At 65.0% G+C, this 12,561-nt stretch carries 11 protein-coding genes; 2 read left to right on the top strand and 9 right to left on the bottom strand.

The genetic code is table 11. The features are described 5' to 3' along the window. Nucleotides 1–61: 61 nt before the first annotated feature. Nucleotides 62–979 (top strand): LysR substrate-binding domain-containing protein, encoded by a 918-nt coding sequence (locus tag M3A49_RS29445; RefSeq protein ID WP_266232150.1) that lies wholly within the window; start codon nt 62–64, stop codon nt 977–979. A gap of 119 nt (nt 980–1,098) precedes the next feature. Here the strand turns inward: M3A49_RS29445 and M3A49_RS29440 are convergent, their stop codons facing one another. The 8 genes from M3A49_RS29440 to M3A49_RS29405 all read right to left on the bottom strand — a co-directional run bounded on the left by M3A49_RS29440 (nt 1,099) and on the right by M3A49_RS29405 (nt 10,668). Continuing rightward, nucleotides 1,099–2,445: an MFS transporter gene (locus M3A49_RS29440; RefSeq protein WP_266232149.1), complete on the bottom strand. Its 1,347-nt coding sequence runs from the start codon at nt 2,443–2,445 to the stop codon at nt 1,099–1,101. A 339-nt stretch (nt 2,446–2,784) separates the two neighbouring features. Continuing rightward, nucleotides 2,785–3,654 (bottom strand): alpha/beta fold hydrolase, encoded by an 870-nt coding sequence (locus M3A49_RS29435; protein WP_266232148.1) that lies wholly within the window; start codon nt 3,652–3,654, stop codon nt 2,785–2,787. A 65-nt stretch (nt 3,655–3,719) separates the two neighbouring features. Further along, nucleotides 3,720–4,967, bottom strand: a complete 1,248-nt coding sequence (mhpT, locus tag M3A49_RS29430) for a 3-(3-hydroxy-phenyl)propionate transporter MhpT (RefSeq protein WP_266232147.1) — start codon at nt 4,965–4,967, stop codon at nt 3,720–3,722. 94 nt (nt 4,968–5,061) lie between these two features. Continuing rightward, entirely contained in the window at nt 5,062–6,087 is a 1,026-nt protein-coding gene (dmpG, locus tag M3A49_RS29425) for a 4-hydroxy-2-oxovalerate aldolase (protein ID WP_266232146.1), read from the bottom strand. Nucleotides 6,088–6,091: 4 nt separating this feature from the next. Beyond that, nucleotides 6,092–7,039, bottom strand: coding sequence for an acetaldehyde dehydrogenase (acetylating) (locus M3A49_RS29420; protein ID WP_266232145.1), 948 nt, complete (start codon nt 7,037–7,039; stop codon nt 6,092–6,094). Nucleotides 7,040–7,052: 13 nt separating this feature from the next. Next, nucleotides 7,053–7,841, bottom strand: coding sequence for a 2-keto-4-pentenoate hydratase (gene mhpD, locus M3A49_RS29415; protein ID WP_266232144.1), 789 nt, complete (start codon nt 7,839–7,841; stop codon nt 7,053–7,055). Nucleotides 7,842–7,870: 29 nt separating this feature from the next. Continuing rightward, nucleotides 7,871–8,815: a 3-carboxyethylcatechol 2,3-dioxygenase gene (locus tag M3A49_RS29410; protein WP_254358084.1), complete on the bottom strand. Its 945-nt coding sequence runs from the start codon at nt 8,813–8,815 to the stop codon at nt 7,871–7,873. Between the two features lie 2 nt (nt 8,816–8,817). Beyond that, a complete protein-coding gene (locus M3A49_RS29405; protein WP_266232143.1) occupies nt 8,818–10,668 on the bottom strand; it encodes a bifunctional 3-(3-hydroxy-phenyl)propionate/3-hydroxycinnamic acid hydroxylase in 1,851 nt (616 codons plus the stop codon). 191 nt (nt 10,669–10,859) lie between these two features. On the opposite strand from M3A49_RS29405, the gene M3A49_RS29400 reads away from it, so the two are divergent. Then, on the top strand, nt 10,860–11,663 hold the full coding sequence (locus M3A49_RS29400; protein WP_254337365.1) for a DNA-binding transcriptional regulator: 804 nt from the start codon (nt 10,860–10,862) through the stop codon (nt 11,661–11,663). Here the strand turns inward: M3A49_RS29400 and hcaR are convergent. Beyond that, entirely contained in the window at nt 11,660–12,538 is an 879-nt protein-coding gene (gene hcaR / locus M3A49_RS29395; protein WP_266232142.1) for a DNA-binding transcriptional regulator HcaR, read from the bottom strand. The genes M3A49_RS29400 and hcaR overlap by 4 nt on opposite strands. Nucleotides 12,539–12,561: the final 23 nt, after the last annotated feature.

Below are 12,561 nucleotides of genomic sequence, written 5' to 3'. Positions count from 1 at the left end.
GTCGCGTTCCCGCCGGCACCGGGCAAACGTATATTCGTTGGGTTGATCATGAGGTTTATGAATGAATTTCCGCAAGCTCACGCCTTCCATGTCGCTGCTGCTCGCGTTCGAAGCGTCCGCGCGGCATGAGAGCTTCACGCGTGCGGCTGAGGAGCTGTCGCTCACGCAGAGCGCCGTGAGCCGCCAGGTTCAGGCGCTCGAAGCGATGCTCGAGCTTGCGCTCTTCACGCGCGAGGGCAAGCGCATCATCCCGACGGATATCGGCCGCGCCTATATGGCCGAGATCTCGCACGCGCTCACGCTGATCCGCAGCGCGACGCTGCAGGCCCTCACCTCCAACGCGCCGAAAACGCAGCTGCGCGTCGCGACCCTGCCGACGTTCGGCGCCAAGTGGCTGCTGCCGCGCCTGCGCCGCTTCTATCAGGCGCACCCCGATTTGCAGATCGATCTCGATTCGCGCATCGAGGCCGCCGATTTTTCGACCCAGGACCTCGACGCTGCCATCGTGGTGGGCGACGGCCGCTGGCCGGATGTGACGGCGCACCGGCTCTACGCGGAAGAACTGGTGCTGGTCGGCAACCCTGCCGTGTTGCCCCTCGCGCGAAAATCGAGGCGCAGGGCCGCCGCGCCAACCATCGAATCCCTCGAAGGGCTCACGCTGCTGCGCGTGCGCAGCTTTCCCGACGCGTGGCGCGAATGGTGTGCGCACTTCGGTTTGCCTCACGACGCGCTGCGGCCGGGCCCGAGTTTCGAGTTGACCTCGCATTTGATCCAGGCAGTCTTGGCCGGTATCGGCGTAGGCCTCGTGCCGCGCATGCTGGTGGAAGACGAATTGAGGGAAACCCGGCTTCTGAGCCCATTCGAAGCGGTGCCAAGCTCGCGCTCGTATTACCTCGTCTACCCGGAGCGGGTTCAGCGCCATCCCGTGCTGGTTGCGTTTCGCGACTGGCTGCTCGAGGAGCTTGCGGGGCAGCAGTGACTTCAAGGTTGCATTCGCAAGGGGATGCGGAATGAAATTTGCTGCGCCACCACCATTGCGAATGTTCAGCAGGCGCTGGCCGAGCTGGCGCACGCTACTCATGCCTGCGTGAGGTGCGCTCAGCGGCCAGCCTTCACCGCCGGCACACCAACCACCAACGCCGCACCACTCACTACCAGCAATGCCGCGAGCAGATACAGCGCGTTATCCATGCTGCCCGTATGCGTCTTGATGAGCCCGATTGCCCACGGGCTCACAATGCCGCTCGTAATGCCGATACTGCTGATGAGCGCGATGCCCGCAGCGGCGGCCTTGCCCGAGAGATACGCCGAAGGCACCGCCCAGAAGATCGGCAACGCGGCGAAGATCAGCACCGCTGCGATCGAAAGAATCGCCATCATCGCGGCGAAGCTCGCGAGATGCAGCGTGAGCAGCGCCAATGCCATGCCGCCGCCTACCGTGCACGCCGCGAAATGCCAGCGCCGTTCGCCACGCCGGTCCGAGCGGCGCGCGATCCACATGAGGCCCGCCGCACCCACCGCATTTGGAATGACGGTGTAGAGGCTGATCGCCAGCACATCATGCACGCCGAAGTCGCGAATCATGAGCGGCATCCAGAAGTTCAGCGTGAGCGAGGCACAGGTCAGCGAGAAGTAGATGAACGCGAACAGATACACGCGCGGGTTGCGCAGCGCCGCCCCGAACGAACGCGTGGAATGCGCGTGATCGCCTTCGCCGTCGCGTTGCGCGAGGAGGTGGGCCTTTTCCGCATCGGTCAGCCAGCGCGCCTTTTCGGGGCCGTCCACGAGCCAGAACGCTGCCATGAGGCCGAGCAGCACGGCCGGCAGCCCTTCGATCAGGAACATCCAGCGCCAGCCGGCAAGTCCCGCCACGCCGGCCATGTCGCGCATGATCCAGCCCGAGATGAGGCCGCCCAGCACGCCCGCCACCGCCACGCCCGCGAAGAAGATCGAGAACACGGCCGCACGGCGGCGCGCCGGATACCAGTACGTGAGATAGAGCACGATACCGGGAAAGAAGCCCGCCTCGAACACGCCCAGCAAAAAGCGCAGTGCATAGAACTGCGTGGGGCTCGACACGAACATCATGCTGGTCGAGGCAATGCCCCATAGCAGCATGATGCGCATGAACGTGCGGCGCGCGCCGAAGCGCGCAAGCAGCATGTTGCTCGGCACTTCGCACAGCACGTAGCCCACGTAGAACACGGCGGCACCGAGGCCGTACATCGCGTCGCTGAAGCCCATGTCGTGCTTCATCTGCAACTGCGCGAAGCCGATGTTGATGCGGTCGAGGAACGAGACGACGTAACAAACGAACAGGAACGGGATGACGCGCGCGGAGACCTTGCGATAGAGCGCGTCTTCTTGCTGCGAGGAATGTTGCGCGGACGTAGCGTACGCGCGCGCGGCTTCGGACCGGCGGTCCGGGGCAATCGATTGGGGCATCTGCCTGTCTCCAAACATGACTCCGGTTCACCCAGGCGGGCCCGGGCAGACCGTTGATGCGCGGCGTCTTGTGCGCCTTGCGCGGCTCGCCGGGACGCGTACGGTTCACGCGTCTCCAGGCATTGAGGCCGATCATAGGTGGGGCAGGTTTAATTTGTCAATGGCGAATCGCTTTGCTTTACGCTAATTATGGTTTGTCTTTAGATGAACATGTCGACGGTACGTTGACCCACGGCTTCGTCACACAAAAGCCGGTTTGCAAACGCAATGCGCTCGCCCCAATAAAAAAGCGGCGCACCGCGAGGTGCGCCGCATCGTTACCGCGAGGGCTTTCGCGTCCTAGTGCTTCAGGAAGTCGATCACCATGCGGTTGAAGGCTTCCGCATGCTCCCATTGTGCCCAGTGGCCGCAACGGTTGAACACGTGCAGTTGCGCGTTCTGCATGCCCGCGAGCAAACGCAGGCCGATATCCATCGGCACGAAGCGGTCGTCGCGGCCCCAGATCACGAGCGTGGGCGCGGCGATTTCGCCAAGGCGCGGGCCATAGTCGCTGAACTGCTTCGGGAAGGCGGCGAGGCTCTTCACGAAGTTTTCCAGGTGGTCGCGGCGCGCGAGCATATTGTCGAGGCGCGTTTGCATCAACTCGTCGGTGAGCGCGCTCGCGTCGTACACGAACACGTTCATCATGCGCTTGAGGTTCTCGATCGTCGGATCGCGATAGAGACCTTGCAGCAGCTTGATGCCTTCGGTGGGCATCGGCACGAAGCTGCTCGGGCCGCCGGTGCCGCCGCCCATCAGCACGAGCTTGCCCACGCGTTGCGGGTTCGCCAGTGCGAACGCAACGGCGCTATGCCCGCCCATCGAATTGCCGAGAATATGCACGCGCTCGATGTCGAGCACGTCGAGCAGGCCCTTGAGCACGCGGCCGTTCAGGTCCGAGCGCGAGCTCGTGCAGACGAGCGGGTCGCTCTTGCTCCAGCCCGGGCAATCCATCAGGATCACGCGGTAGCCGGCCGCGACGAGCGGTTCGACGTTGCGGTTGAAGTTGGCCCAGCCGCTCGCGCCCGGACCCGAGCCGTGCAGCATCACAACGGTTTCGGCGCCAGCGCCTGCGTCGTTGTAGTGAATCTGGAACTCGACCTCGCCGTCCTTCACGCGCGCGAACCTGCTCGTCGAGGCTTCGGTGATTGCTTGTGCCGTACCCGTCATGATGACCACCCTTTAAAACGTATTAACCCATGCGGGAGAAGGCGCGTGCCTTCTCCCGTTCACATTCACGCGCCCTGTGCGCCCAGCGCGCTGCGCTGCCTGAATGCACCCACCACGCTGAGCGCGGCAAGGGCCGCGATCACGACGAGCGGAATGCTCGAACCCACCAGCATCGACGGGCTCTGGCCGAGTGCAAACAGCTGTCCCGCCACGAGCGGCCCGAGAATCGAGCCCAGACGCCCCACGGCCACTGCCGCGCCCACACCCGTGCCGCGTACTTCCGTGGGGTACGCATGGCCGGCGAGTGCATACAGCACCGACTGGCCGCCCACGATAAAGAAGCCGCACAGCAGGCCGCCCACGGCCGTCGAGCTTGCGCCGCCCGCGCTTGCGAGCACGGTGAGCGCCGCCACGATACCCACGTACATGCCGATCACCGTGCCGCGGCGCCCAAAGCGGTCCATGATCGTTGCGATCGCAACGGCGCCGATGCCACCGCCGATGTTGAACAGCATCAGCACGAGGTTCGACTGCACGCGCGTGAGGCCGCGCGCGAGCACCATCGAGGGCAGCCAGTTCATCAGGAAGTACAGCACGATCAAGGTGCCGAGGTAGCTGATCCACAGCGCAATCGTGGTCCGCGCGCGGCCCTCTTGCCAGAGCGCTTGCGTCACGCTCGGTGCGCTTTCCCTCGCGACCTTCGACGCTTGCGCGGCGACGAACTGCTGCGACTCGCGCAGGAACAGGCCAAGCAGCGGCACCATCACGATCGGGCCGAGTCCGCCGACGTAGAACACGTGGCGCCAACTCGCGTCGCCCGCGCCGAGCATGCCGATGACGGCGGCGATCGCCGCGCCGAATGGCATGCCGCAATACATCGCACCCACTGCCGTGCTGCGCTGCTGCTCACCCGCTGCCTCCGAGCACAGCGCGATCAGGTTCGGCATGGCCGCGCCGAGACCGAGACCCGTGAGCAGACGCGCGACGAGCAGGCTTTCGAAATTCCACACCATGGTCGTGGCGAGCGAGAAAAGGCCGAACAGCGCCACCGACCACATGAGCACGCGTTTGCGGCCAAAGCGGTCGGCAAGCCGCCCGCCCAGCGCCGCACCCGGCAGGAGGCCGATCGCGCCTGCGCTGAACGCCCAGCCCATTTGCGCGACGGCGAGATGAAACTCCTTCGCCATACGCGGTCCCGCTACGCCCGCCGATTGCAGGTCCAACCCTTCCAGCAGCGCAATCGCCAGACACAGGGCGATGGTTGCCTTGCTGCTCGTTCCACTTCCTCCAGCACTACGGTTTCGCGACGTCATAAAAAGTCTCCATGTATATATACGAGCCGCTCTTTCCGGCGGCTATAAGTGGCAACGCCGCGCACCACCCGAAGGCGATGCGCGGCGCGCTTGATCAGGACTGCAATCCTTGCTGGCGCTTTTTCAGATCGAGCGCCACGTCGACGATCATGTCTTCCTGACCCCCCACCATCCGGCGCTTGCCCAGTTCGACGAGAATGTCGACCGTCTTCAGGTCGTACTTCTTCGCAGCCACTTCGGAGTGGCGCAGGAAGCTCGAATACACGCCCGCATAGCCGAGCGCGAGCGTTTCGCGGTCCACGCGAACCGGGCGGTCCTGCAGCGGACGCACGATGTCATCGGCAGCGTCCATCAGCGTGTAGAGGTCGGTGCCGTGGTTCCAGCCCATGCGTTCCGCCGCGCCGATGAACACTTCGAGCGGCGCGTTGCCCGCGCCAGCCCCCATGCCGGCAAGCGACGCATCGACGCGGTCGCACCCTTCTTCCACTGCGACGATCGAGTTCGCCACGCCCAGCGAGAGGTTGTGGTGCGCGTGCATGCCCGTTTGCGTTTCGGGCTTGAGCACTTGTTTGACGGCACGGAAACGGTCGCGCACGTCGTTCATCGTGAGCGCGCCGCCCGAATCGACCACGTAGAGGCAGGTCGCGCCGTAGCTTTCCATCTTCTTCGCTTCGACGGCGAGGTTTTCCGGCGTGGTCATGTGGCTCATCATCAGGAAGCCCACGGTGTCCATGCCCAGCTCGCGTGCGTATTCGATGTGCTGCTTCGAAATGTCGGCCTCCGTGCAGTGCGTGGCGATACGCACCACGCGCGCGCCCGCGTTGTACGCGGCCTTCAGGTCGTGAATCGTGCCGATGCCGGGCAGGAGCAGCGTGGCGATCTGCGCATGCGTAACCACGTCGGCCACGGCTTCGATCCATTCCAGGTCGCTGTGCGCGCCGAAGCCGTAGTTGAAGCTCGAGCCCTGCAGGCCGTCGCCATGAGCAACTTCGATGCTGTCCACCTTCGCACGGTCCAGCGCACGGGCGATGTCCTGCACGTTCTGGATCGAGTACTGGTGGCGGATGGCGTGGCTGCCGTCGCGCAGCGTCACGTCGGAGATGTAGAGTTTCTTGCTCATGGTCTTATCCCTGCACGCTCAGAAGCGTCTGCGCCATGCGTTCGGCGGTGGCGAGCGCGGCGGAAGTCATGATGTCGAGATTGCCTGCGTAAGCGGGCAGATAATGCGCGGCGCCTTCCACTTCGAGGAACACCGAGGTCTTCAGGCCGCTGAACTTGCCGAGGCCCGGAATATTCAAGGGCGCGTTCGCGGGAATCTCGTCGAATTGCACCTTCTGCTTCAGGCGATAGCCCGGCACGTAGGCGTGCACCTTCGCGACCATCGCTTCGATGGACTGCTCGACCTTCTCGCGGTCAGCCATCTCGGAGAGCGTATAAACCGTGTCGCGCATCATGACCGGCGGCTCGGCCGGATTCAGCACGATGATGGCCTTGCCCTTCGCCGCACCGCCCACCACTTCGATCGCCTTCGACGTCGTTTCGGTGAACTCGTCGATGTTGGCGCGCGTGCCGGGGCCCGCCGATTTGCTGCTGATCGAGGCGACGATTTCGGCGTAGTGGACCTTCGCGACGCGCGACACAGCCGCGACCATCGGAATCGTGGCCTGGCCGCCGCACGTCACCATGTTGACGTTGGGCGCTTCGATGTGTGCGTCGAGGTTCACGACCGGCACACAGTACGGGCCGATGGCTGCGGGCGTGAGGTCGATCACGCGAATCGACGGCTTGAACGTGCGCAGCAGCGCGTCGTTCTTCACATGCGCGCCGGCCGACGTCGCGTCGAACACGAAGTCGATGTCGTTGAAGCACGGCAGGCGCGTGAGCCCTTCCGCACCCTCATGCGTGGTCGCGACGCCGAGGCGCGCGGCGCGCGCGAGACCGTCGGAGTTCGGGTCGATGCCGACCATCGCCGCCATCTCCAGATGCTTGCTGTGGCGCATGATCTTGATCATCAGATCCGTGCCGATGTTGCCGGAGCCGATGATCGCGGCCTTGAGTTTTTCGGAAGCCATATGAATTCCTGTATCAGGCTGAGAAAGTTGCGCGAACGCTGCCGAGGCCTTCGATCTGCGCGGTGTACGTGCCGGGTTCCTTCACGGCGACCATGGGCCCGAGCGCACCCGTGAGCACCACGTCGCCCGCACGCAGCGGCGTGCCGAGCTGGACCATGCGGTCGGCGAGCCACACGGCGGCGTTGAGCGGATTGCCCAGGCATGCGGCGCCATTGCCGCGCGAGAGCACTTCGCCGTCGCGCGAGAGTTCCATCGCGCAGGCGGTCAGGTCGATTTGCGGGAGCGGCACCGGGCGGCTGCCCACCACGAAGCGTGCGCTCGAGGCGTTGTCGGCCACCGTATCGACAAAGCGGATGTCCCAGTTCTGGATGCGGCTGTCCACCACTTCGATAGCCGCAAGCGCATACGCGCTGGCGCGCAGGATATCGACGAAGGTGTGCTTTTCGAACGTGAGGTCGTGCTCCAGCACGAGCGCGATTTCCGCTTCCACCTTCGGCTGGATCAGTTGCGAGAGCGGAATCGCTTGCGCATCGCCGTAAGCCATCGAAGCGAACAGCGCGCCGAAGTCAGGCTGATCGACGCCGAGCTGCTTTTGCACGGCGAGCGACGTGAGGCCGATCTTGCGGCCCACGATGCGCTCGCCGTTCGCCACGCGCAGATCGACGTTGGCTTGCTGAACGGCGTAAGCGGTGGCGATATCGTCCAAAGCGATCTCGCCACGCACTGGTTCGATCACGTTGCGAGAGGCTTCGGCTTCGTGCAGGCGCGCGGCCAGCGCCGCGACGAGTTTCGAATCTGACATGTTGATTCTCCGGAGTCCGTACTGTTCTATCAAGCTGCGTCGGGCATGCCATGCATGGTGGCGAAACCCGCAATCCACTCGGGAATTTCGCGGTAGTAATCGAGCGAAGCGCGATACGGGCCGTAAGCGGCCAGCACGCCGAATGCCGCGACCCACGTGCGGATCTCGTGCGCCGACTTGCCGCCGTCGCGCGTAATGGCCGCGTTGGTCATACCGTCCACGGAAGTCAATTCGCCCGACTCGAGGCGCGCGAGGAATGCGCGGTCCCACTCGGGGTTGAGCGGATGCAGATGGCTGTCGCCCGCCGTGAACGACTTCGCCGCGGCCACGGTGCGCGCCTGGCGCGCGGCGCGCGAATCCGCCGAGGGGTTGCGGCCCGCGATCAGGCGTTCGGCCACTTCCGGCGTCGCGCCTAACAGTTCCGGCACCGGCGGTTCGTGTGAAATGCCGCCCGAGCCCACCACGAGCACGCGCTTGTCGCTGCGCGAGAAGAAGCGGCCAATCGCATCGCCGAGCAGACGCGCGCGGCGCAGCGTCGCCATGGGCGGCGCCACGGAGTTGATGAACACCGGAATCACCGGGTAGCGGTCAAGGCCGCCCGTGAGCACTTCCAGCGCCTGCGCGCAGCCGTGATCGACCTGCATGCGGTACGAGAGCGCCACGTCGATATCGGCGTCGAGCACGTTTTCGGCGAGCTTGTGCGCAAGGGCTTCGGGCACCGGCAGCGTACCGGCCATGCTCTTGAAGTCGCCGATGGCCTCGGCACGCGCGCCGATGCAAAACGGCGGCATCACGTCATAGAAGAAACCGTTGAAGTGATCGGGGGCGAACGCCACGATCACATCGGGGTTGAAGGCCTCCACGCGCTCGCGCGCGGCGCGGCCGACCCGTTCGACTTCCGCCACCACGTCAGGCAGCGGATCAAAATAGCCATGCAACGGCGTATGCGACAGACATTCGAGGTGAATCGGCATGCTCATGCTCCTGCTGTGCGCGCAACGGCCACGCCGCGCACGGGACGGTGTTGCGGGGCAGCGGCGCTCGCCCCATGCAAGGCGGCGTCAGTCATGCCGAGCTTGCCCGCGAGTTCGACGATCGAGTCCGATACCTGTTGCGGCGTGCACACGCCCGCGACGAAGCGGTCCGGACGCAGCAGCAGGACGGATTCGGGCAGACGGCTGAACCACTCCTTCAGGCGGCCCTGCACGTCACCGAGCGCGAGCACGCCCTCGGGCACGTCGTCGGCGTAGTCGAGCTGCACATCGGGCTTCGCAAAGACGAAGCGCGCGCCAAGGCGCTCCCACAGCGCGCGAGCTTGCGGCGTGAGGCCGAAGGTCGGGTCCGCGCCCCAGGCGAGCACCGCGAAGCCGTTGCCGATCGCGTCGTCGAGGCGCACCACGCGGCCATCGGCAAGGCGCACGCGCGGCTGGATGAACATGCGGCCCACCGGCGAGGCCGCGAGCGGATCGCGACCGTACGCGAGGCGCCCGATCAGCGAGTCGCGCTTCTGGCTCATCAGGCCGAGCAGGCGGCCCGGCGCCGAGTTGCCCGAGCGCTCCAGCAGGCTTGCGAGCCAGCCGCCCGTCTTTTGCGGCGGCGGCAGCAGCACGACGCCCGCTTCATAGCGCGGCATCGGCTTGAAGCGCATTTCCACGAAGTAGCGCTTCACCGCGGGGAACACATTCATGTAACGCACGAACGTGTCGCGAAAGCGCGCGCCGAAGCACGTGGTGGGCGCGAAGATATCGCCTGCCACTTCGGAGAGGTGAATCATCGAGCGCGCGTGCGCGCGGCGCTCCACGGTATAGCTGTCGAGCAGGCGGCCATCGGCCTGGCCCTTCGCGACCATCGCGAGCTTCCAGCCCAGGTTATTCGCGTCGCGAATGCCGCTGTTGTAGCCCTGGCCCTGCCACACGGGCATGATGTGCGCGGCGTCGCCCGCGAGCAGAACGCGGTCCACGCGGAACGTTTCGGCGAGGCGCGCGTTGTGCGTGTACACACGCTTGCGGATGTAGTCGACCTTGTCGGGGTCCGCCACCACCTTGCGGATCAGCGCGGCCATGTTCTCGGGCTTCGAGAGTTCTTCCTCCGTCTCGCCCGGCATCACCATGAATTCGAAGCGGCGAATGCCGTGCGGCAGCGCAGCCGACACATACGGGCGCTGATGATCGCAATGCATGTAGATATGCGGCGAGCCGATCGGGTCGTTGCGCACGTCCACCACGATCCATTGATTCGGTTTCGTACGGCCTTCGAACGGCACGTTCAGCGCGCGGCGCACGAAGCTGTGGCCGCCGTCCGCACCCACGAGGTACGCTGCACGGATCGTGCGGCGCTCGCCGTTCGCGTCGCTCACGTCGACCGTCACGCCCTGCGCGTCCTGCTCGAATGCGTTGACCGCGTGGCCGAACAACACGTCCACATGCTCGAAGCGCGCGAGCCCTTCATACAGCACGCGGTCGGCGAGCGGCTGAATGAACGCGTTGCGGCGCGGCCAGCCGAATTCGTCGGTGCGCGGCTCGATCGAGGCGAAGCAATGGCCGTCTTTCGTGACGAAGCGCATCCAGTGGTCGGGCGTGGTGTGCGGCAGCAGCGCATCGGCAAGACCAATGGACTGAAACACGCGCAATGCTTCGTCATCCAGACCAATGGCGCGCGGGTAGTCGATGATCTGGTCGAGCTTCTCGACGAGCGTGACACGCACGCCTTGCAGGCCGAGAATATTGGCGATCATGAGGCCGACCGGACCCGCGCCGATGATGGCGACGTCGGTGGCGATCTGGCGAGGGCGGACGGTATCCGCCTCGTGGGCGAGGGGGGTGTTCATGTGTCTCCTTCTCGCGCGGCTTATGGAGCCGCTGCGGATGCTGACAGGGGTGCCTGAAAACGGATCACCGGGTTGGACGTTTTGTCACAGTGCGGTGAATGGAAGCGAGTCTAGGTTCCGCCCGATGCGCGCTCAACATTTTTAGAGAAATGTGCATAGAATGCACATAGTTGATTTTTAAGGAGTTTTTTATGACGAAGTATGCAAACGTGCGGGGGCTGGCGCGCGGCCTGCAGGTGCTCCAGGCGCTCAACGCCATGGAGAACGGGCGCGCCACGAGCCAGCAGCTGAGCGAAGCAACGGGCCTGCATCGCACGACCGTGAGGCGCCTGCTGGAAACCCTGGTCGAGGAGAAGTTCGTGCGCCGCAGCGCTTCCGACGACAGCTTTCGTCTGACGATGAACGTGCGCGGCCTGAGCGAAGGCTTCACCGACGACGAGCTGATCGCGACCATCGCGCCGCCGATCATGGCGCAAATGCTCCAGCGCACCGTGTGGCCTTCGGACCTCACGACACCCGATGGCGACTCCATGGTGATACGCGAGACCACGCACCGCTTCAGCCCGCTTTCGTTTCACCGCGCGATGGTGGGCCGCCGCCTGCCGATCCTGCTCACGGCGGCCGGCCGCGTGTACTTTGCGATGTGTCCCGAGGCGGAGCGCGAAGACATCCTGGAACTGTTACGCGCGGGTGCGGGCGGCGAGCAACAGCAAAAACTGGCCAGCGACACGGCCTATATCCGCAATCTCGTGCGCCAGACGCGCGCGGACGGCTTCGGCTCGAACCACGGCGACTGGGCGGACCAGCGCAAGATCGGTGCGCTCGCAACGGCCATCGAGGCGCATGGGCGCGTGCTCGCAAGCCTGAATGTGATCTACCTGGAGCAGGCCATCAATCCGGCGGAGGCCGTGCGCCGCTTCGTGCCCGAGTTGCAGCGCGCCGCGCAGGAAATGGTGACGGCGTTAGAGGCGCAGGAGGAAAATACGAAGCGTTAAGCTTCGTTCTCGCGCACGAGTTCGAACAACGCTTCCAGCTCCGCTGCATGCGGCTCTTTGCGCGACACCATCAGCAAGTCGATGGTGGGCGGCTCGCCTTCGAGCGGGCGCGTGCAGATCGCGCGACTCGTGAGCGACGAGACATACGCGGGCAGGAGCGCATAACCGAGCCCCATCCCCACGAGATTCAGATTGAGCAGAATATTGGTCGCGACCTGCGCCACCTTGCGCTCGATCCCGTGCGCCTCGCAATACGCCTCGACCACGCTGTGCACCTGCCCCGAAAACTGCGGATGCGTGCTGATGAACGGCTCGCCGCTTAGTTGCGCCGGTGCGATGCGCTTTTGCTTCGCGAGCGGATGACCGCTCGGCAGCACCACCACGAGCGGTTCGGTGAGCACGACTTCGCTGCGCAATTCAGGCGAAACAACGGGCCGGCGCATGAACGCCACGTCGATATCGCCGCGCAATAGCGCGTCTTCCTGCTCGGCCGTCGGCAGGCTGCGCAACTCGACATTCACCTCGGGAAAACGCAATCGCAAACGCGGCAAAATCACCGGGAAAACCCGGATCTCCGCTGCGGGCACGAAACCGATCGTCACCGTCGCGCGCCCCTGCCCCACCTGGCGCGCACGCGCCACCGCGCGGTCGGCCTGCGCCACCACGAGGCGCGCCTCGGCGAGAAACACCTTGCCCGCGTCGGTCAATTCCACCTTGCGGCGCGTGCGCTCGAAGAGCGGCGTGCCCACTTCGTCTTCGAGGTTGCGGATCTGCTGGCTCAGCGAGGGCTGCGCCGTATGCAGGCGCTGCGCCGCGCGTGTGAAGCTGAGTTCGTCGGCAACGGCAATGAAGTAGCGCAGGTGTCTCAGTTCCATGCTCGAGTTATCGTTTCGAAGTC

The sequence above is a fragment of the Paraburkholderia sp. CNPSo 3076 genome (assembly GCF_026343935.1).
Taxonomy (GTDB): domain Bacteria; phylum Pseudomonadota; class Gammaproteobacteria; order Burkholderiales; family Burkholderiaceae; genus Paraburkholderia; species Paraburkholderia nodosa.
Note: the sequence above shows the minus strand (reverse complement) of the source record. Positions and strands in the feature narration are given on the sequence as shown.

Bases quoted from the DNA above. Each gene is read 5' to 3' on its own strand.
- M3A49_RS29410 (WP_254358084.1), bottom strand. From the start codon at position 8,815: ATGCCGATTCACCTCGAATGTCTGTCGCATACGCCGTTGCATGGCTAT.
- M3A49_RS29420 (WP_266232145.1), bottom strand. From the start codon at position 7,039: ATGGCTTCCGAAAAACTCAAGGCCGCGATCATCGGCTCCGGCAACATC.
- M3A49_RS29400 (WP_254337365.1), top strand. From the start codon at position 10,860: ATGACGAAGTATGCAAACGTGCGGGGGCTGGCGCGCGGCCTGCAGGTG.
- dmpG (WP_266232146.1), bottom strand. From the start codon at position 6,087: ATGAGCAAGAAACTCTACATCTCCGACGTGACGCTGCGCGACGGCAGC.
- mhpT (WP_266232147.1), bottom strand. From the start codon at position 4,967: ATGACGTCGCGAAACCGTAGTGCTGGAGGAAGTGGAACGAGCAGCAAG.
- M3A49_RS29445 (WP_266232150.1), top strand. From the start codon at position 62: ATGAATTTCCGCAAGCTCACGCCTTCCATGTCGCTGCTGCTCGCGTTC.
- mhpD (WP_266232144.1), bottom strand. From the start codon at position 7,841: ATGTCAGATTCGAAACTCGTCGCGGCGCTGGCCGCGCGCCTGCACGAA.
- M3A49_RS29440 (WP_266232149.1), bottom strand. From the start codon at position 2,445: ATGCCCCAATCGATTGCCCCGGACCGCCGGTCCGAAGCCGCGCGCGCG.
- M3A49_RS29435 (WP_266232148.1), bottom strand. From the start codon at position 3,654: ATGACGGGTACGGCACAAGCAATCACCGAAGCCTCGACGAGCAGGTTC.
- hcaR (WP_266232142.1), bottom strand. From the start codon at position 12,538: ATGGAACTGAGACACCTGCGCTACTTCATTGCCGTTGCCGACGAACTC.
- M3A49_RS29405 (WP_266232143.1), bottom strand. From the start codon at position 10,668: ATGAACACCCCCCTCGCCCACGAGGCGGATACCGTCCGCCCTCGCCAG.